Below are 20,466 nucleotides of genomic sequence, written 5' to 3'. Positions count from 1 at the left end.
TGTCGCGTTTGCGAGTCGATTTTAGCCACGGATGGCTTAAATCAATCACGAGCTTGGCGACACTATCGAAGAAGCTTTTAAGGTCATACATTAACAATGTGACCAGGCTCTTCTGGGTAAAAAGTACTCACACCGACTCTTTAAAGAGAATGTACGGCAAGTTGATAATTTTATGTGCTGTTTTTTAAAGATTTTTTTTGATTTAAAAATACAAAGAGGTGATGAGCGATTAAATTGAATTTACGGTATTTTTCTGAGCGTGAAGTTTCAGATTCCAGAAGAAGGGTCTAGTATATAAAAATAATATTATTAATTTGGATGGCGAGTAGTGGAAGTACTTACTGATCTTAAAGCAATTTTACACTCAAAACGAGCGAATATTTATTATATTGAAAAATGTCGTGTAATGGCTAAAGATGGGCGTGTGGTATATCTCACTGAGTCTGTTGATGAAAAGCATTATTGGAATATTCCTATTGCTAATACTACCGTAATTTTATTAGGTACAGGTACGTCTATTACTCAGTCGGCGGTAAGAATGCTGGCCTCGGCCGGGGTCTTAATTGGATTTAGCGGTAGTGGAGGCACTCCATTAATTATGGCTAATGAGGTGGAATGGTTTTGCCCGCAGAGTGAATATCGACCAACAGAATATGTACAAGGATGGATGTCGTTTTGGTTTGATGAAATGAAGCGTTTAAGTGCCGCGAAACGCTTCCAACAGGCTCGCATTTCTTTTATCGAACGAGTATGGGAAAAAGATTCTGATTTGAAATCCAAAGGATTTTACTTGGATGATATGGATATTCAGAAGGCTTTGACTAATTTTCGTAATAGCATTACCAATGTTCAAACAGTCAATGAATTATTACTTATTGAAGCCAAGCTTACTAAAGCTCTCTATAAGGCTGCTGCGAATCGCACGAACCAAGCAGGATTTACACGTGAATATAGCAGTGATGATGATGCTAATGCATTTTTAAATCATGGAAATTATTTAACCTATGGACTTGCAGCGACAACGTTGTGGGTATTAGGCATCCCACATGGTTTTGCTGTGATGCATGGAAAAACGCGTCGTGGTGCTTTAGTGTTTGATGTGGCTGATTTGATTAAGGATGCCTTGATTCTGCCATGGGCTTTTATCTGTGCTAGTGATGAGGCAACTGAGCAAGAGTTTCGCCAACAATGTTTACAAAATTTTATTAAACATAATGCGCTTGAGTTTATGTTTGATTTTGTTAAGACCATTAGTTTTGAAGGTGTCTCATTATGATGGTCATTTTTGTATCTCAATGTGAGAAAAAGGCGCTAAACAAAACACGTCGAGTGTTGGACTCCTTTGCAAATCGTATTGGTGATAATACCTGGCAAACCATCATCACCAATGAAGGGTTAAATGCGGTCAAAAAATTATTAAGAAAAACAGCCTCAAAAAATACGGCTGTTTCTTGTCATTGGTTGAGGAGCCGAAGCCGCAGCGACTTGATTTGGATTGTTGGTAATCGGAGTAAATTTAATGCGCAAGGCATTGTACCAGTACATTACACGCGGAAAAGTATTGTAAATACACACTGGGAAAATGATTGGCATTATCTTCCCCTGATTAAATGTCTGGCGGCATTGGCTTCCTTATTTCATGATTTTGGCAAAGCCTCGAAGTACTTCCAGGAAAAATTGCAACCTGAAAGTAAAAATAAATTGGGTGATCCTTTACGACATGAGTGGGTCTCCGTTTTATTGTTCCATGCATTTGTAAAAAAAGGCAGCGATGATGAAAGGGAAGATACAGATGATGCTCAATGGCTGGAGCGTTTGAGCAATGGGGTTCTGGACGAGATGGCTTTGGCGCAAAATCTTCCCAAGAAACCGTTGCGTAATTTGCCGCCATTAGCTGGGCTTTTGGCGTGGTTGATCGTGTCTCATCACAAATTGCCAATTGATTTTACTGATGATTGCAGAGAAGAGCCTGCCGGGAATTTAAACGAAATATTGAAGTATATTGTTCAGGCATGGGGTTATGAAAACAGAAGAGATGAGTATTTTTATAAAACAAAACTCCAGCAATGTTTGACTTTTCCTGCTGGTTTGCCTAGCCAATCACAGCGATGGCTAACGCAGGTAAAAAAATGGGCATCCAAAATGCGAGATTGTTTTCCTTTATTAAACCAGGCCATGGAGGATGGTAGTTGGCGATTAATTTTGCATCACGCGCGATTATCATTAATGCTGGGCGATCATAATTATTCGTCGCAAGATGCCAGTAAAATCTGGCGTTCTGATATGAGTTTGATTGCCAATACCTATAGCCAGACTCATAACGGTCATCGCAAAGGAGAGCCCAAGCAAAAACTGGATGAACATTTGGTTGGCGTTGCTCATTCTGCTCTTGATATCGCCCACTTATTACCAGCATTCGAAAATGAACTACCCTATATTCACGACATAATATCTTTGAAGAAAAAAAGTCCACTTGCTTTTAAATGGCAAGACAAGGCTGTTGACAAAATAAAAGAATGGAAACAAAGCATTCCCGCTGCATATCAAGGGAAGCTGCATGGCTTTTTCGCGGTCAACATGGCAAGTACGGGGTGTGGGAAAACTTATGCCAACGCAAAAGTTATGCGTGCCCTGTCTCCCGATGCTGAGAGTCTGCGCTTTATTTTGGCATTAGGCCTAAGAACCCTTACACTTCAAACGGGCGATGAATATCGAGAGCGCATTGGTTTGGATAGCAGCGAACTTGCTGTAATGATTGGTTCCAGAGCAGTGATGGAACTACATCAACAAAATAAGTTTGAACAACAAGAGCAAGAAGGTATTAATCAGCTGGCAGGCTCAGAGTCATTGGAGTCTCTGTTAGATGATGATGTCATTGATTACGATTGTGCACTACCGGAAACCCGGTTAAACACCGTTCTTGTCGATGAGCGTAATCGAAAATTTCTTTATTCACCTGTGCTTGCTTGCACGATTGATCATTTAATGCCAGCCACAGAATGTGTACGTGGAGGGCGATATATATTGCCGAGTTTGCGTTTAATGTCGTCAGATTTGGTAATTGATGAGATTGATGACTTTAATGATGCTGATCTTATTGCTATAGGTCGTCTTATTCATTTGGCTGGAATGTTAGGTCGTAAAGTGATGATTTCTTCTGCGACTATTCCACCAGATCTTGCTCAAGGTTATTTGAATGCCTATCGCGAAGGCTGGTTGTTATTTGCTAAAACACGAGAGGTTAGCTTCAATATTGCTTGTGCATGGATTGATGAGTTTGGCACTCAGGTTGAGACTTTATCTGAGCTGGATACACAACAGGCGTTAATCGATTATGAGTGCCATCACGAATCGTTTGTTGATAAGCGTGTCAAAAAACTAAAAGCAGAGCCTATAAAGCGCAAAGCCGAGATCATTTCTTGTCAGCATATTAAAGAGCTCAAGGCAGAGGCTAAAACGAACGAAGGCAAATTAACAATCGAGCATGCTTACTTTAATCTTATCCAAAAAACAATTATTGAAAAGCATTTGCAGCATGCAGAGACCGAACCGATTACTAATAAAATGGTTTCATTTGGTCTTGTTCGTATGGCCAATATAAATCCCTGTGTCGCTCTGACTGAATACCTGGCTATCGTGGACTGGCCAGATAGCGTTGATTTTCGTGTGATGGCCTATCATAGCCAACAGGTGTTATTGTTACGCAGTGAACAGGAAAAGCATATTGATGCTGTACTTAAGCGTAATGAAAAGAGTGGCGAAACACCCAAAGCATTTCAGAATGAGGATATTCGTCGCCATCTATTAAAGAGCAAATCACAACATCTGATTTTTATTGTGGTCGCGACACCGGTTGAAGAAGTGGGACGTGATCACGATTTTGATTGGGCAGTGGTTGAGCCGTCTTCTTTTCGTTCGATTATTCAATTAGCCGGTCGTGTGCTACGTCATCGTAATAAAATACCTCAAGTGCCCAATGTTGCTTTGATGCAATACAATTTGAAGGGCCTGATCAGCGCAGATGATCTGCCCGTGTACTGCAAACCCGGATATGAGCAAAAAGATTGTTTGTTGTCTACACGTGATATCAATCAGCTAATTGAGCATACATTGCTAACCAATGGGATTAATGCGCTTCCACGAATACAACGAAACAAACAACTGAATCCGCAAGAGAGTTTTGCTGATTTGGAGCATTATTCTATATCAAAATTATTAACTTCCTGGAAAATTCTAAACATAGATAAATTGATAGGCCCTGAACAAATGCAGGGGTGGTTAACACAATGTTGGTGGTTAACGGCTTATCCACAAAAATATAATCAGTTTCGTAAAAGTGGTTTGGATGAACTATTATTTTTAGAGATTGGAGATGGGAAGTTGAAATTTATGCAAAAAGTCGAAGGCAGTCCGGCCACCTATTTGGAACGAACTGAATTTTTTTGTATTAAAGAGAATAAACCGATAGAACGAGTATTAAGTAAGTTTTGGTTGGATTGTGATTATCAAGGTTTGATATCAGCTATTGCTGATAAAAAGGGTATTACAGAATCACAAGCTGCACGTAAATATGGTGAGCTTTCATTGCCAGTTTATGGTGAGAAAATGCAGTCTTATCGGTATTCGCACCAGCTAGGTTTATCGCGTTCAGGGTAAAACTAAGCGTTTAAAAAGGTCTATATTTTAATCCACCGCAAAATAAAACGGGAGAATGATTTGAGTGATGCTATTAATGCCTTTTTATCTGATAGGAAAGCGGGCTGGCTGAAGAAAAAAACTAGCCCAGGGATGACTGCTGAGGAACTGATGCGTGTTGAACAAGAAGCGAATCATATTTTTTCACCTGAATGCTGGTTACCAGATGCCTCCAAAAGGGCTGGTTGGTTATCTATGGTGAGTCATCCTGGGAAATTCAGTCATCCTGCTGCAAAAATCAGTCCGCTTATCGCAGAGAGTGAACGTTCCTCTGATGGTTTTTTACGGACCGGAAATGCTAACGCGCAATTGGATATTTTGGGTAATGCTGCGGCAATGGATGTGTTTAAATTTTTGTCGTTGGTGCTGGAAGATGGACAAACAATTTTGGCGCATTTGGAGTGCGACACCGAGGTTATTAAAAATGAAATGAAGGTGTCAACCATGTCCTATGAGGTGTTACGTAACGGTTTTCTTGCAATAAAGAAAAATCCGGCCACCACGATAACCAGTGAGTGTGTGAAGCAAGTATATTTTCCTGTCGCTGATGATTATCATTTATTATCAATTTTGACACCGTCAGGCCTGGTATATGAGTTAAGAAACCGTATCCACGCCACTCGATTTTCAGATGAAATAAAAGAGGCCCGAGATAATAAACGAAAAAATCTTTATAACGAGGATGGTTTTGATGAGTTATATAATTTATCGATGATTGGATATGGTGGAACCAAACCACAAAACATCAGTGTATTGAATAGTAATTACGGTGGAAAATCCTACCTGCTTTCCTCCTCTCCTCCTGATTTATCCAGACAGCATGTAAAAAGACCCAAGAGCAATTTTTTTACTAACAGCTTGTGGACGAAAAAATTTGAGAATGATTTTTTCAAAATACATGATTTATTCACTATGGATCGTAATAACGAACAAATTCGTAAGAACCGCGATGAGGTAGTGCAAACGATCATAGATGACGTTATTGAGCACATGTGGGCTCTCCGACTTGCTGAGCATGGTTGGTCGGAAAACACGAATTTACCTGACCACCAAAAAATATGGCTTGATGAGTCTCGTAAAGAGGAGCGCTATACGAATGAGACTTGGCTTGATGATATAAGCAGCGATTTTGCACGCTGGTTTATTGTTACGTATGAAAAATTGCTTGGAACAAAAGCCGTTATGTTGGATGACATTGATCTGAAACACTTCAAACATGCGATGAAAAAAAATGAAGAGGACTTACTATGAAACGTATCTTGGTACTTCCTTATGTGCAGATACAAAATGCTAATGCATTATCCAGTCCTTATACCGTGGGATTTCCGGCAATGACTTCTTGGTTAGGTGGGGTACATGCCTTGCAACGCCAATTAAATCAACAGGGATTTTCGGACGTTGTTTTCAAAGGGGTCTCAGTTGTGTCTCATGAATTCGATTTACATACATTCAAAGGGCATGGTGACTACGTATATTCCATTATAGGAACAGGGAACCCCTTAGATAAAAACGGCGATCGCTCCGCATTTATCGAAGAAGCGCGTTGTCATTTAACTGTTTCTATTGTGATTGAATATTCTGGTCTTGATAAAGATGATGAAGATAAATTCACCACTACCTTATGCGACCGATTGCATAGTCGCATGAAATTTTCCGGTGGAGATATAATTAATTTTAAACAACCCGAGATACTTAAAATAGGGGATGATAAAGATTATCGTAAATTGGTGCGAAAATTGATGCCAGGTTTCGTTCTCATCGAGCGTCGTGATTTGATGATAGATGCGATGAATAATGGGCAAGATGCGATTGATGCAATGCTGGAATATTTGAAGACAATGCATCGAAGTGAACAAAATGAACAGGGCAAAGTAACCTGGACCAGTGAACGTAAAACATCAGGATGGATTGTCCCCATAGCTACTGGTTTTCATGGGATTTCCCCTATCAGACAAGCAAGTAATCAACGAGATCCTAATACACCTCACCGATTTGCTGAGAGCGTTGTCACTCTTGGGGAATTTAAAATGCCATATCGTATAAAAAATATTGATGACATGCTTTGGCATTATCATGCTGACATTGAAAATAATTTATATCTTTGTCAGCACAAAACATAAAAAATTAACTTTAAGAGGAAGTTCATATTATGGCTAAAAATAACAATATTGCGACTGTTCTCGCGTTTGAAAAAAAACTGGTTCCTTCTGATGGCTATTTTTATGGTACTACTTGGGATAAGCGCCATATTGAGGCTGAACCGTTACAACTGCTGGAAAAATCTGTTCGCGGAACGATTTCCAATCGGCTGTCAAAGCCATTACAGGCCGATCCTGCAAAATTAGATGCAAAGGTTGAAAATCCAAATTTACAAACCGTAGATTGCTGCGCGTTAGGTGTTGAGCAAGACACGCTTAAATTGCATTTCACTCTGAAGATTTTAAGTCAGGTTGAAAAGCCTTCTGCTTGCAACAATGCAGCATTTAATGACAGCTATACTGCAGCTGCCAGGAACTATATCGAACAAGAGGGCTTTAAAGAGTTGGCAAAACGCTATGCTATTAATATAGCGAATGCTCGCTTTTTGTGGCGTAACAGGGTTGGTGCTGAACATATAGAAGTTTCTGTTAAGATTTTAAATACAGACAAAGAGGAGTCATGGGTTTTTGATTCTACCAAGTATTCAGTTAAGGACTTTTGTAGTAGTTATGAGTTGATAGAGCCTTTGGCTGAAAAAATAGCTCATGCTCTGTCAGGGAAAATCCCCTTTTTATTATTGGATATTACCGCTTATGCGAAAGTTGGGCGAGCTCAGGAAGTATATCCGAGTGAAGAGTTGGTTTTGGATAAAGGAAACAGTAAAAGCAAAAAGAGCAAAATTCTTTACCATATTAACGGTGTTGCTGGCATGCACTCACAAAAAATTGGTAATGCATTAAGAAGTATTGACACCTGGTATCCTGAATATGATGAGGTTTCTACTGGGCCGATTGCTATTGAACCTTATGGTGCGGTAACCAATCTTGGAGTTGCATACCGTAACCCTAAAAATAAATCTGATTTTTTTACCTTGTTTGATCGATTTGCTCGAGGAGAAACGTTGGCGAAAAAAGAGGAAGAACATTATGTGATGGCAGTATTGGTGCGTGGCGGAGTTTTTGGCGAAAGCGGTAAGGACTAATCATGAATGTTTATCAGGATATTACTTTGCTGCCCATGGCTGATATTGATATACATTTTCTATGGGAAAAGGTATATCAAATGATTCACTTGGGGCTGGTGGAAACAAAAATGCCCAATGGCTTATCCCCCATTGGCCTTACTTTTCCTGGGTATGGTATTGAACCATGCCAGTTAGGTACCAAATTAAGAGTATTTGCTATGGAGAAGCAGATGCTCGAGAAATTTAATGCACAAAAACGGTTAAATAAGTTATCTGATTATACTCACGTAACCGGAATTCGTGATGTCCCGGGTAATATAAGCAGTTATGTTCGTTTCAAACGGAAGCAATCGAAGTCTAATACTGAACGACTGGCTAGACGAAAGGCAAAACGGGAGTTGATTGACTTTGAGAATGCGATGAAATTATTAAAAGATCATAAAGAAATATTAATAAGTGCTCCGTTTATAAAAGTTTCGAGCATCAGTACTAAAAATACATTCAAGCTCTTTATTTGTAAAGAGAGTTCTGCGGAACTTATAAACAATGCATTCAGTTGTTATGGTTTAAGCTCGGAATCAACGTTACCCGACTTTTAACCTTTATTTTACACGCTCATTAAAAATATAGATAAATCAATTAGTTAAATTGGCATGAAATATCAATGGTAATATATTGATATTTCATGCCAACTTGTTGTTTATTAAATTTTTTTTGTGGTAAAATTTGGATTCACTGCCGTATAGGCAGCTTAGAAACAAAAGGGTCCTGCTGTTCCTTTGCCTTTAGGATTCACTGCCGTATAGGCAGCTTAGAAATAAAGATTAAGCTATTATTAATATAGTTATCCATTCACTGCCGTATAGGCAGCTTAGAAAGCAAGGAACACGAAGAGAATAACGAGACAAATATTCACTGCCGTATAGGCAGCTTAGAAAATTGACGAGAATAATCAAGACGACATCCAACAATTCACTGCCGTATAGGCAGCTTAGAAAAGAAAGTTCACCATACTCAGGCCCCATATAAAATTCACTGCCGTATAGGCAGCTTAGAAATCAAGGTAATTTGTCTGCTTTTGCTACTGTTTATTCACTGCCGTATAGGCAGCTTAGAAATCTGCATACATTTCGACGCCATCCAAAAACAAATTCACTGCCGTATAGGCAGCTTAGAAAGTACATGGACAACTTATTTCTCGACACTCAGTATTCACTGCCGTATAGGCAGCTTAGAAATCGATCTTTCGAGACGACAACCAATGCACTGAATTCACTGCCGTATAGGCAGCTTAGAAATATAACAGAAGGGGATGTAATTTGCGGAACTAATTCACTGCCGTATAGGCAGCTTAGAAACGGTGATACTATTTCTGTTTCTATGACTGCTAATTCACTGCCGTATAGGCAGCTTAGAAATCAGACAAGTTCGTCTGTTGCTGATTCCCCCCATTCACTGCCGTATAGGCAGCTTAGAAAGGCATCAAAAGTAGTCTTATGACCAAAAGTACATTCACTGCCGTATAGGCAGCTTAGAAAGGTATACCCGGTTTTAGTCATTCTGCTTTATTATTCACTGCCGTATAGGCAGCTTAGAAACAAAAAGTACAAAGAAAGATCTTTATGATTCTATTCACTGCCGTATAGGCAGCTTAGAAAGGTGATTCTACTGATTTTTTAGTTCCGCAGATATTCACTGCCGTATAGGCAGCTTAGAAAGCTGGTTCAATTTTTGGTCAACGAAGTGCTAAATTCACTGCCGTATAGGCAGCTTAGAAAATAAAAGTCGGCAAGGCACAGCGAAGTACTGAATTCACTGCCGTATAGGCAGCTTAGAAAATGAGCGACGGAAGTAGCAAACGCAGCAAGATATTCACTGCCGTATAGGCAGCTTAGAAAGCTGGGACCGTGAGTCAAGTTAGTATTGTACGATTCACTGCCGTATAGGCAGCTTAGAAATATTACTAAAATAGAATCAAGAGGGTTATTTGATTCACTGCCGTATAGGCAGCTTAGAAATAAGACTTTTTGAGATCTTGCCCACCAATCAAATTCACTGCCGTATAGGCAGCTTAGAAATAGAACGTACAGTAGAAATTATATTTTTGATAATTCACTGCCGTATAGGCAGCTTAGAAATCTCTGATATGCTTTGACGTGCTCGCACTGTAATTCACTGCCGTATAGGCAGCTTAGAAATATAGTTGTTGGCCAAGGACTAGGCTCAGTTGATTCACTGCCGTATAGGCAGCTTAGAAATCATGCACTGATTGCTGAGATAGTCGAAGTCTATTCACTGCCGTATAGGCAGCTTAGAAAATGGCAAACCCTTCACGTTGACGTTCACGAATATTCACTGCCGTATAGGCAGCTTAGAAATTTGGTGTATATGCATCAACTGGCTTCGGACTATTCACTGCCGTATAGGCAGCTTAGAAAAGTTAAGGAAGTTACTAAGCGAAAAATATTTAATTCACTGCCGTATAGGCAGCTTAGAAATTAATCTTCCCAGTCCCGTCGCACGTACTGCAATTCACTGCCGTATAGGCAGCTTAGAAAAGCAACAACAACTGGCACAGGCTTGTCTATAGATTCACTGCCGTATAGGCAGCTTAGAAAAAGCAAGCAAGTAAACGAAAAATATTCAGCAAATTCACTGCCGTATAGGCAGCTTAGAAATTAACAAGTCTATTCACATGCTGAATGAATTCATTCACTGCCGTATAGGCAGCTTAGAAATAAAGAATTCGTTGATACTGTTAAGGATACTAATTCACTGCCGTATAGGCAGCTTAGAAATGGAGACACGTTTAATGTCTCTATGACTGGTCATTCACTGCCGTATAGGCAGCTTAGAAAATTAAATCAGAGAGACGAATTAACATTTCGGGATTCACTGCCGTATAGGCAGCTTAGAAATCTTCATGGCTCTCTTGTTAAGAAAGATTTTCATTCACTGCCGTATAGGCAGCTTAGAAAAAATTTCGAGGTAAAAAAGTAAGCTGTTTCAGATTCACTGCCGTATAGGCAGCTTAGAAACACAAGCCAACCTTGCTGCGTTTGCCACTTCTGATTCACTGCCGTATAGGCAGCTTAGAAAATAATGCTTTCTTTAAATCTTCTAGCTCGCTAATTCACTGCCGTATAGGCAGCTTAGAAATAGCACTTTAAGCTTTTTACACCTAACTTTACATTCACTGCCGTATAGGCAGCTTAGAAATAGTTCTCGCCTCTTAACACTATCCCCTTCATATTCACTGCCGTATAGGCAGCTTAGAAATGACATGCCCACCAATATCTCCTTTTTTAACAATTCACTGCCGTATAGGCAGCTTAGAAAAGAAGATAAAGGCATAGTACTTAAAGATATTATATTCACTGCCGTATAGGCAGCTTAGAAATATTAGCTCAGCTACCCCTGTTTTTGTCATGTATTCACTGCCGTATAGGCAGCTTAGAAAAGAGGGTGCTATAAAATTAGTTGAGAGGTATTTATTCACTGCCGTATAGGCAGCTTAGAAATCTAAGTAATGGCTACTACCTATCCATATAGCATTCACTGCCGTATAGGCAGCTTAGAAACAGCACCTCCGGTGTTTATATTCTTACTATTTATTCACTGCCGTATAGGCAGCTTAGAAATTTTGATGATGATGATGATGATGATGATGATGATGATGATGAGTAAAATTCACTGCCGTATAGGCAGCTTAGAAATTGATAGTCTTCATCGATTAGTCCTGTCGTATATTCACTGCCGTATAGGCAGCTTAGAAATACCAAAGCTTTAATGATCCGGGTGCGCCTGTATTCACTGCCGTATAGGCAGCTTAGAAATGTTCCCAATAACCGGGATCCTTAGCGTACGCATTCACTGCCGTATAGGCAGCTTAGAAAGAAACATGAACCGTCCGAAGTAACTTTAGCCCATTCACTGCCGTATAGGCAGCTTAGAAATCAAAATGCTTTTTAACAGCATTTTTTGCCTTATTCACTGCCGTATAGGCAGCTTAGAAAATTCAGTTTCCGTGAGCGCAAAGGGATTATTAATTCACTGCCGTATAGGCAGCTTAGAAATCGGAAAGTTAAGTATTCTGTTTCAATTGATTTATTCACTGCCGTATAGGCAGCTTAGAAATTCTCAGAATGTAATGTCTGGTGTTCCTGATGATTCACTGCCGTATAGGCAGCTTAGAAAGATGTATTAAATCTTCGTACCCTCCGAACTCTATTCACTGCCGTATAGGCAGCTTAGAAATCCAAGAAATCTTCTAGCTACTTCTTTTCCTTATTCACTGCCGTATAGGCAGCTTAGAAATTCCACGGCACCAAATGAGGAGTCTAATATAAATTCACTGCCGTATAGGCAGCTTAGAAAGTACCCAGTAACTCTTTGGTTTATAATAGAATATTCACTGCCGTATAGGCAGCTTAGAAAATGTATTTTTAAGTATGCTGTCCTCACTGAGCATTCACTGCCGTATAGGCAGCTTAGAAAAATAATAATTGAATGTTCAACAAACGATTTGAATTCACTGCCGTATAGGCAGCTTAGAAAAAGTTTAGTTACTGGTCGTTTTCGCTCAAATGATTCACTGCCGTATAGGCAGCTTAGAAAACAAGCAAAATAACGAATCTTAACATCAAAATATTCACTGCCGTATAGGCAGCTTAGAAAACATTATTAGTGAAGAAACAATAACAACATGTATTCACTGCCGTATAGGCAGCTTAGAAAATTCGCCCATTTTAAACCTAACTGTACCATTCATTCACTGCCGTATAGGCAGCTTAGAAAATAAAGTAGATTTAATAATTGGGGGCAGTCCTTATTCACTGCCGTATAGGCAGCTTAGAAATTTGTGTGCAGATGTCCTCTACCATATTTAGCATTCACTGCCGTATAGGCAGCTTAGAAAAAAGTATAACACCTTGTTTTAGATACGATGACATTCACTGCCGTATAGGCAGCTTAGAAAATTACTTAGAGGAAGATTGGGCAATTGCAGGGATTCACTGCCGTATAGGCAGCTTAGAAATTAATAAAGAAGCCCCCAATTAAGGAGGCTATATTCACTGCCGTATAGGCAGCTTAGAAAAAAACTCGTTAATTTGAAACATCTTTTTTCATATTCACTGCCGTATAGGCAGCTTAGAAACAATACTTGAATTGATTCCTCCTTCTGTTTAGATTCACTGCCGTATAGGCAGCTTAGAAAACAAGGAACACGCAAAGAAAACTTACTTAAGTATTCACTGCCGTATAGGCAGCTTAGAAACAAGATTCAAAATGATACTTAATTCACTGCCGTATAGGCAGCTTAGAAAAGAGCTTTCGCATCTCGGTGAGCAAGCTATATATTCACTGCCGTATAGGCAGCTTAGAAATCACGTGGAACTATACATGAGGATAGAAGGGGATTCACTGCCGTATAGGCAGCTTAGAAATTGGTGAGCAAGCTGTTCTTAATAAAGAGATTATTCACTGCCGTATAGGCAGCTTAGAAAAACTAAAGGGCCAACAATAGGCATAAAATCTTATTCACTGCCGTATAGGCAGCTTAGAAAAATATCCGTAAGCCACGCAATTGTCCCATCGCATTCACTGCCGTATAGGCAGCTTAGAAAATATAATGGACGAAGTGTATATTGCCCATCATATTCACTGCCGTATAGGCAGCTTAGAAAATCTTAAATTCCTCCGCATTTACGTTTATGTTATTCACTGCCGTATAGGCAGCTTAGAAATATAATCGAACAGGGCTTAATCGAAGCGGGATATTCACTGCCGTATAGGCAGCTTAGAAATGTCAATCCAGCCCTGAAAATACTTTTTTTGTATTCACTGCCGTATAGGCAGCTTAGAAAAATGGTAACGGAATCGATTCAATCAAGAATAAATTCACTGCCGTATAGGCAGCTTAGAAAAGCATCTCCTTTTACAACGTCGCCTATCTCATATTCACTGCCGTATAGGCAGCTTAGAAAAGATATGACAACAAGCAGCTGCTCAAGTGGTCATTCACTGCCGTATAGGCAGCTTAGAAAATTAGAACAACTAAGTGTATGTATTGACCAGGATTCACTGCCGTATAGGCAGCTTAGAAAAGAACATCACATGCAGTGGCAAGACCCACAGTATTCACTGCCGTATAGGTAGCTTAGAAAATGATTGATAACTATTGTGAGCATGAATGGGGGTTCACTGCCGTATAGGCAGCACCAAACGATATCAAGATAATAATTTTTCCTGGCGCTCATCCAAAGCTTTTGGTTGGCTTGACGTTTTGATTATTGTAAGCCTTCTTTGTCTACATTAATGGTCTACAATTAAACAAAGGAGGCTCAATCAGGGATGAGTATGCGTTGCATTAAAAAATACTCCAGGGTGTTATACAGTACCGTATTTTTATTGTTTTTCCTGGGGCCTATCGATCTTTTTTCCTGTCCCTGTTTTAACATGGGATTCTTGCATTCAGAATTTCTGGATAATCAAAATACCCAATGCTATATTTATAAAGAAGGGAATATTATCTATAAAATCGATATTTTTGATGAGAAGAATGGTGCCTCAAGCACCCATACTTCGTGCTCACTTGAGACTGATCACCATGATGTATATAGGCAATTTAGTCTTTTTCATTTAGATGACCATTACGATTGTATTAGAGAAATTCTTGATGCCTGCAATCGACTTCATCTTCGTACTCAGAAGCGAGATTATTAATGGAATTACGCTGGGTGATGTGTGTTCACTGCCATTAAGTTAAGAAAAGTACGTCATCCTGAGCATGGCGAAGGATCTCCTGAATCCAGGGAGATCCTTCGTCGCTAGCTCCTCTGGATGACGGCCAAATCCTTAACTTAATGGTAGTGGGTGATGTGTTGGCCCCTCGTTTTTCGTCCCTTGTTTGATCACGTTGTAAACCACTGGCAAGACAAATAAAGTAAACAACGTACCTAGACACAATCCACCGATTAAAACAGTTCCTATTGCATGTCGGGATTCGGCGCCTGCATCGTGGGATAACACCAGTGGTATTGCACCAAAAACCATTGCGCCTGTTGTCATCAATACGGGTCTTAGTCGCAACATGGCGGCTTTTTGAATTGCATCGGTGATGGAGGCGCCATTCTGATGCAGTTGATTGGCAAATTCCACAATTAAAATTCCATGCTTACTGATTAAGCCAATTAAAGTAATTAAGCCAACCTGGGTATAAATATTCAATGTTTGGTCAAAGATGTAGGTAAAAAGTAGCGCACCTGAGCATGCTAAAGGTACGGTAATTAAAATAATCAGAGGATCAATGAAGCTTTGGAATTGAGTGGCTAAAATGGCGTAGATAAATGCTAAAGACAAGAAGAGTAAAAACAACATGGCATTTGAGGATTCAAAATAAGTCTTAGCAGCACCCGTCCAGGTTAGTTTATAATGCTGTGGCAATTCTGTTTTAGCCGCATTCCATGCTTGTTCAATACTATGGGGCATGGAGTCTTTTTTATTGAGCTGGATATGTAGGGTTGTTGACCGCATTTGTTGATAGTGATCCAGTGTTGCCGGCTGAGCTTTGGGAGTCATCTGGGCCATTGCGCCAAGGGAAATCCGTTTTCCTTCTGCATTGGTCAGATACAGTTCGTTGAGAGTCCAGGGTGAGGTAACGCCTTTTATCGTCAGATTGTAAAGAACGCCATTTTTTTCAAAATTTTGTGATTTATCGCCACTAAAAAATACTTCTATGGTTTTAGCGACCTGACTGGGTGTCAGTCCCAGTTTTGCTATCTGATTTTGATCCATGTCGATTGAATAACCCATGGTATCAAGACGAAGATCATAACTGGTTGATTCAAATTGTTTGCTTTTATCAAGTACTGCTTTTAATTTTTCAACGTGATTAAAGAGTTCTCTATAACTGTCTGGGGTTGAAATAACCAAGGTTAGTTCTGCTCCGCTGCCTGCATTATCAATGCCCGGTAATCCGGTATCCCAGCTCCATACGTGTGGATCTATAGAGGGCAAATGATCGAATGCGGGTTTGAGTTGTTCTACTATCTCACGGGCAGAGCGAGTTCTTTGAGAATGAGGTTTGAGAGGAAGTACAATGCTGGCTCCCCAATCACCGATGAACGTGAGTTTGTTATCTGATTCAGAAATCTTATTGACGGTTTGTTCCAGATTTGACACTTTTGTATCCAGCTCATCGATGTGTTCTCCGGTAACGGGGGCAGTATAAACACCAATAAGCCCTCGGTCCTCCTTGGGAGCAGTTTCATGTCCGATGATATTATATAAAGTGATGCTGGAAATGATGGAGAGAAGGGCTATGGAGCAGGTGATTTTCTGATGACGGACAATAACTTTAAGTGCTTTGGCGTAGTTTTGAGATAATTGCTCCAGGAAATGGTCTACTTGAGGAAAACAGTTTTTAGAATCACTTTTAAGAAAATGGGCGCACATCAAGGGTGATAGAGTCAGCGCAACAATTCCTGAAATAAAGACGCTGCCGGCCAGGGCTACGGCAAACTCAATAAAGAGCTGTCCTAACATTCCTTGCATAAAGGCAATGGGCAGATACACACTGGCTAAAGTAAAGGTCATGGCCACAATGGCAAAGCCTATTTCTCGTGCTCCTTTTAAGGCTGCTTCTAAAGGCGTTAAGCCATGTTCAATATGTCTCCAGATATTTTCCAATACGATAATGGCATCGTCTACAACCAAACCAATGGCCAGCACCATGGCGAGTAAGGTCATCAGGTTTATTGAAAAGCCAAATATCTTGAGAAACAAGAGTGAACCTAGCAATGAGATTGGGATGGTAACCAAAGGAATCAGAGTCGCTCTTAAGTTACGCAAAAACAGAAAGACAATAACCAATACCAGAACTATCGCTTCAGTGATGGATGAACGTATGTTTTTGATGGAGGCATTGATAAAATCAGATTGATCAACAATGACATTAACTTTTAAATCATCAGGCAATCCATGTTGTAAATCACTTATTGTTTTGCGTATCTCTCTGGATACATCAATGGGATTGGCATCATTGGCTCGGTTTATAGATAGAACTAATCCGGCATGTCCATTAACTCTGACTCTCATCTGAGTGTTGTCAGTTTCCAGTGCTACTTTAGCAATGGATTTTAATAATATTGGATGGTGATTCGTTGATTTAATCAGCAGATTTTCATAATCTTCCTGACTTCTAGGTTCTGATTGCAGCGTACTGGGTATTTTATCTCTGTAATTACCGGCTGGTAGCGAGACGCGGCTTCTGGACAGGGAACTCACTACTTCATCTGCGTTGACCCCAAATGAATAGAGTTTGTCTGGTTCCAGGCTGATGTTATAGGTATAGGGCTGCCCCCATACTTCTACTGAGGCAACTCCTTGCACACTGCGAAACACATTTTTTAAATTAAGATTGGCGTAGTGAGTCAGTTCACCAAAACCTCGAACAGAAGATTCTAAAGCGATTCCGATAAAAGGCAATCCGTTGGATTTGCGTTTTCGCTCAACAAACGGTGGTTTTACTTCGCTGGGTAAGAGAGCTTTGGCAAGTCCTACAGCATCTTGGGTAGCACTTAGTGCTCTATCCATGGATGTTCCGGCACGGAACAATAAAGTAATTTGTGCACTGCCTGCGTAGGATTGCGAGGTGATTGTTTCAAGGCCTTCAATACCTGCTAGTCTGTCCTCTAGAATATTGGTTACAGAGGTTTCGACCAGATCAGGACTAGCGTTCGGATAGTTGGCGCTGACCGTAATCGTAGGAAAGCTGATGTTTGGATATTCACGAACTGATAAGTTATGAAAACAGAGGATACCTATAACTATAATCATGCAATTCAGAATGATTGCGGAAACAGGATGTTTAATGAAGTAGCTGGTTAGTTTCATGAGAATCAGCCGTTGTTGACTACAGCGGTTGGCCGATAAATATCGACAACCATTTCAGGATAAAGCCGTTCCTGACCTTTGATAATGAGTTGTTGGCCTGGCTTTAAGCCTTCTGTAATTTCAATTTTATCCTGTTCTTTCATACCCGTTTTTACAGGGACCAAGGTTACTTTTTCTTGCTCCACAATATAAACAAAAGGTTCGCTGTTTCTGAGAAAGAGGGCCTGGAAGGGTATTACTATGGTGTTTTGTTGTTCAGCAACAATTAAATCGACATTTACTGTAGTACCTAAAAGACAGGTATCGCATTGAATATCTACATCGGCAGGGCACATATGAGTATGTTCATCGATCATTTTTTGTAAATGAGTCAGGGTATACTCTTTACCAAGAACACGTACTGCTTGTCCTTCATTAAGTCCCGTCAGGTTGCTGCACGGTACATCAAGATCAACAACCAGTGAACTGGGATCATAAATCGAAACAACAGCCTCTCCCTGGTTTATTTCTGAACCTTCTCGTTTTTTATATGCTCCTATAATGCCGTCAAATGGGGCGTAAAAACGCAAATTATCCAATTCAATTTTGGTTTTTGATAATTCCTTTTGGGCGACCAGCCAAGCTTGTTTCTTTTCTTCAACTTCCTTGGGGCTGACAAAGCCAGTTTTTAACAACGGGTTGAAACGGTCAAATTGAGCTTTAGCAAGGGTTTCGGCGCTTAGTGACAGCTGCAGGTTTTTTTCAATGTCAGGGTTCACTATTTTGGCAATTAACGTACCTTTTTTAACTTTTTGGCCAGTCGGAATCAATTCATCTAACATTCCTGTTCCCTTCGAAACCAATACGGTAGTATGTTTGGGATGAATTATTCCTAAAAGTTTTATACTTTGTTGAAATTTTTGGGTTTTTACTATTTCGACTTCAACCATTTTGTTGGGATTAACGGGTGTTTGCTCCGCTGAATGGGAAAAAAATCTGCTGATTAAAATAATGGGCATGGTAATAACCAGGCCTAAAGCAATCCATTTCCAGTGGTATTTGGATTGCCAGCTGGTCCGATGAAATATTTTGTTCAACACGTTAATAACCATTTAATTAAGAATATGGTGAGATGTTGTACCATATCATGAAATTGAGTCTGAATTAAACAGATTTTGTTGCACTGCATTCAAATTGTTGTTCAGTATTGAGTCACTTTAGACCGCAAGGTGTGGGATTGTCAGAAATGGGTATAGGCAATTGAATCAATATATGAAAGTATATGTATTAGGACTCACTGCCGTAAAGTTAATAACAGTAGATCATCCTGAGCGTAGCGAAGGATCTCCTGAATCCCGGGAGATCTTCGTCGCCAGCTCCTCAGGATGACGTACTGTTATTCACTTAATGGCGGTAGAGCCAGGGCTTAGGTACTATAGTGTTGTCCACTACATTTAGTTTTTAGATTTCTATGTAAGAGAAAGGGAAGTGAATGCGCATTTTTTCATACGTCATCATCATGCATTTGATTAGCCTGATGTCTTATGGCATTCATGCCAATACGACTTTAACGTTTGAGCAAGCGCTGAGCGTGGCCTATCAGAACAATCCTGAATTGCAGGCAGAGATAGATAAAGCTCAGGCGATGAAAGGTTTTTTTATTCAGAGTAAGCTTTATCCAAACCCACAGTTGGAGCTGACTGCTGAAAATATTGGCGGTTCGGGAGCCTATTCAGGTTATGAATCAGCAGAAACGACCCTGTCTATTACTCAACCCATTCCTTTGGGGCATCGTTTACATTACTTGCAAAAAGCCACTTATGCTGATTATTTAGCATCGCTTGCCTGGATTAAAGTACAGAAATCGACGCTTTATATTGCTGTGGGGAACGCTTATATTGATGCATTGTATGCGGAGCAATGGCATCTGGTAACAAAAAAATTGACCAAGATGAATCAAGATATTGTGACTGCGATCCAACGGCGCGTTACAGCAGGTGCTGGAGCAGAGCTTGATTTACGTTTGGCACAGATACGATTGGGAGAGGTTCGTATTCAAAAAGAGAAAGCAAGAAGAGATGCTTTGATGGAACGTGCTAAATTAGCTCGTTATATGGGGCGTGGTTTAAGAGTGGAGCAGCGCCTGACAGAACAAGGGTTAAAGCATCCTCGTTGGGTTTGGCCTCAACTCATGGGCAAAATACAGCAAAGCCCATGGCTTTTGGCAAAGCAATTGCAGGCAAATGCAAAGCGCTCAACGATTACCGCGGTAAAGAAAGCTGTGTGGCCTGATTTGAACATTCAATTGGGAGGCCGACATTTTTCTGATGATGACAGTAATGCTGCAGTAGTTTCAGCCTCTTCTCAATTACCAACATTTGATCGCAATCAAGGTAAAATTGTCACTGCTGAGGCTGAATACACCCAAATGGTGCATGAATTGCAAGGAACAAAACTGGATGTGCGGCAAAATTTATACTTAGCTTTTTTGCAGGCTGAGCAAGGGCGATTTGAAGCCGATCTGGTTACAGACTCATTGTTGCCTTTGGCGCGTAAATCATTGAATGTTGCAAAAGAAGGATATCAAATGGGACGATATACCTACATTGAATTATCTACTGCTCTTAATGCTTTGTTTGAAGAGGAACGACATTATCAGCAGGCTCATATGGATTATCATAAAGCAATATTGCAGATAAATGGAATTTTGGGCTTGGACGCTCATTAAGGAG

At 40.1% G+C, this 20,466-nt stretch carries 10 protein-coding genes and 1 CRISPR repeat array; of the genes, 8 read left to right on the top strand and 2 right to left on the bottom strand.

The annotated features are described in order from the left end of the window. Positions 1-328 precede the first annotated feature (328 nt). The 7 genes from cas1f (at position 329) to Q0495_RS05270 (ending at position 14,584) form a co-directional block, all read left to right on the top strand. Complete coding sequence (cas1f, locus tag Q0495_RS05300; RefSeq protein ID WP_298623873.1) at positions 329-1,276, top strand: type I-F CRISPR-associated endonuclease Cas1f; 948 nt, start codon at positions 329-331, stop codon at positions 1,274-1,276. Continuing rightward, positions 1,273-4,656 carry a type I-F CRISPR-associated helicase Cas3f gene (cas3f, locus tag Q0495_RS05295; RefSeq protein WP_298623871.1) on the top strand — a complete coding sequence of 1,128 codons (3,384 nt, stop codon included), beginning with the start codon at positions 1,273-1,275 and terminating at the stop codon, positions 4,654-4,656. Before cas1f ends, cas3f begins: the two co-directional genes overlap by 4 nt. Positions 4,657-4,716: 60 nt before the next feature. Continuing rightward, entirely contained in the window at positions 4,717-5,946 is a 1,230-nt protein-coding gene (gene csy1 / locus Q0495_RS05290; protein ID WP_298623869.1) for a type I-F CRISPR-associated protein Csy1, read from the top strand. After that, positions 5,943-6,815: a type I-F CRISPR-associated protein Csy2 gene (gene csy2, locus Q0495_RS05285; protein WP_298623868.1), complete on the top strand. Its 873-nt coding sequence runs from the start codon at positions 5,943-5,945 to the stop codon at positions 6,813-6,815. The genes csy1 and csy2 overlap by 4 nt, the downstream gene beginning before the upstream one ends. A gap of 29 nt (positions 6,816-6,844) precedes the next feature. Then, complete coding sequence (csy3, locus tag Q0495_RS05280) at positions 6,845-7,876, top strand: type I-F CRISPR-associated protein Csy3 (RefSeq protein ID WP_298623866.1); 1,032 nt, start codon at positions 6,845-6,847, stop codon at positions 7,874-7,876. Between the two features lie 2 nt (positions 7,877-7,878). After that, positions 7,879-8,457, top strand: coding sequence for a type I-F CRISPR-associated endoribonuclease Cas6/Csy4 (gene cas6f, locus Q0495_RS05275; protein WP_298623865.1), 579 nt, complete (start codon positions 7,879-7,881; stop codon positions 8,455-8,457). 131 nt (positions 8,458-8,588) lie between these two features. Further along, positions 8,589-14,085: a CRISPR direct-repeat array (repeat unit 28 nt; unit sequence ATTCACTGCCGTATAGGCAGCTTAGAAA). Between the two features lie 133 nt (positions 14,086-14,218). Then, on the top strand, positions 14,219-14,584 hold the full coding sequence (locus Q0495_RS05270) for a hypothetical protein (protein ID WP_298623864.1): 366 nt from the start codon (positions 14,219-14,221) through the stop codon (positions 14,582-14,584). Between the two features lie 132 nt (positions 14,585-14,716). Here Q0495_RS05270 and lpeB read toward each other — a convergent pair whose 3' ends face one another. Both lpeB and Q0495_RS05260 read right to left on the bottom strand, forming a co-directional pair. Then, positions 14,717-17,755, bottom strand: coding sequence for a multidrug efflux RND transporter permease subunit LpeB (gene lpeB, locus Q0495_RS05265; protein ID WP_298623863.1), 3,039 nt, complete (start codon positions 17,753-17,755; stop codon positions 14,717-14,719). A 5-nt stretch (positions 17,756-17,760) separates the two neighbouring features. Further along, entirely contained in the window at positions 17,761-18,831 is a 1,071-nt protein-coding gene (locus Q0495_RS05260; protein ID WP_367274388.1) for an efflux RND transporter periplasmic adaptor subunit, read from the bottom strand. A 395-nt stretch (positions 18,832-19,226) separates the two neighbouring features. Between Q0495_RS05260 and Q0495_RS05255 the strand changes: the two genes are divergently transcribed. Continuing rightward, the gene (locus Q0495_RS05255) at positions 19,227-20,462 is read left to right on the top strand and encodes a TolC family protein (RefSeq protein WP_298623861.1); all 1,236 of its coding nucleotides are present in this window, start codon (positions 19,227-19,229) and stop codon (positions 20,460-20,462) included. Positions 20,463-20,466: the final 4 nt, after the last annotated feature.

The organism is uncultured Legionella sp., assembly GCF_937871865.1.
Taxonomy (GTDB): Bacteria; Pseudomonadota; Gammaproteobacteria; order Legionellales; family Legionellaceae; genus Legionella.
This window is presented reverse-complemented; position numbering and strand designations above follow the sequence as displayed.

Bases quoted from the DNA above. Each gene is read 5' to 3' on its own strand.
- Q0495_RS05270 (WP_298623864.1), top strand. From the start codon at position 14,219: ATGCGTTGCATTAAAAAATACTCCAGGGTGTTATACAGTACCGTATTT.
- csy2 (WP_298623868.1), top strand. From the start codon at position 5,943: ATGAAACGTATCTTGGTACTTCCTTATGTGCAGATACAAAATGCTAAT.
- cas3f (WP_298623871.1), top strand. From the start codon at position 1,273: ATGATGGTCATTTTTGTATCTCAATGTGAGAAAAAGGCGCTAAACAAA.
- cas6f (WP_298623865.1), top strand. From the start codon at position 7,879: ATGAATGTTTATCAGGATATTACTTTGCTGCCCATGGCTGATATTGAT.
- csy3 (WP_298623866.1), top strand. From the start codon at position 6,845: ATGGCTAAAAATAACAATATTGCGACTGTTCTCGCGTTTGAAAAAAAA.
- Q0495_RS05255 (WP_298623861.1), top strand. From the start codon at position 19,227: ATGCGCATTTTTTCATACGTCATCATCATGCATTTGATTAGCCTGATG.
- lpeB (WP_298623863.1), bottom strand. From the start codon at position 17,755: ATGAAACTAACCAGCTACTTCATTAAACATCCTGTTTCCGCAATCATT.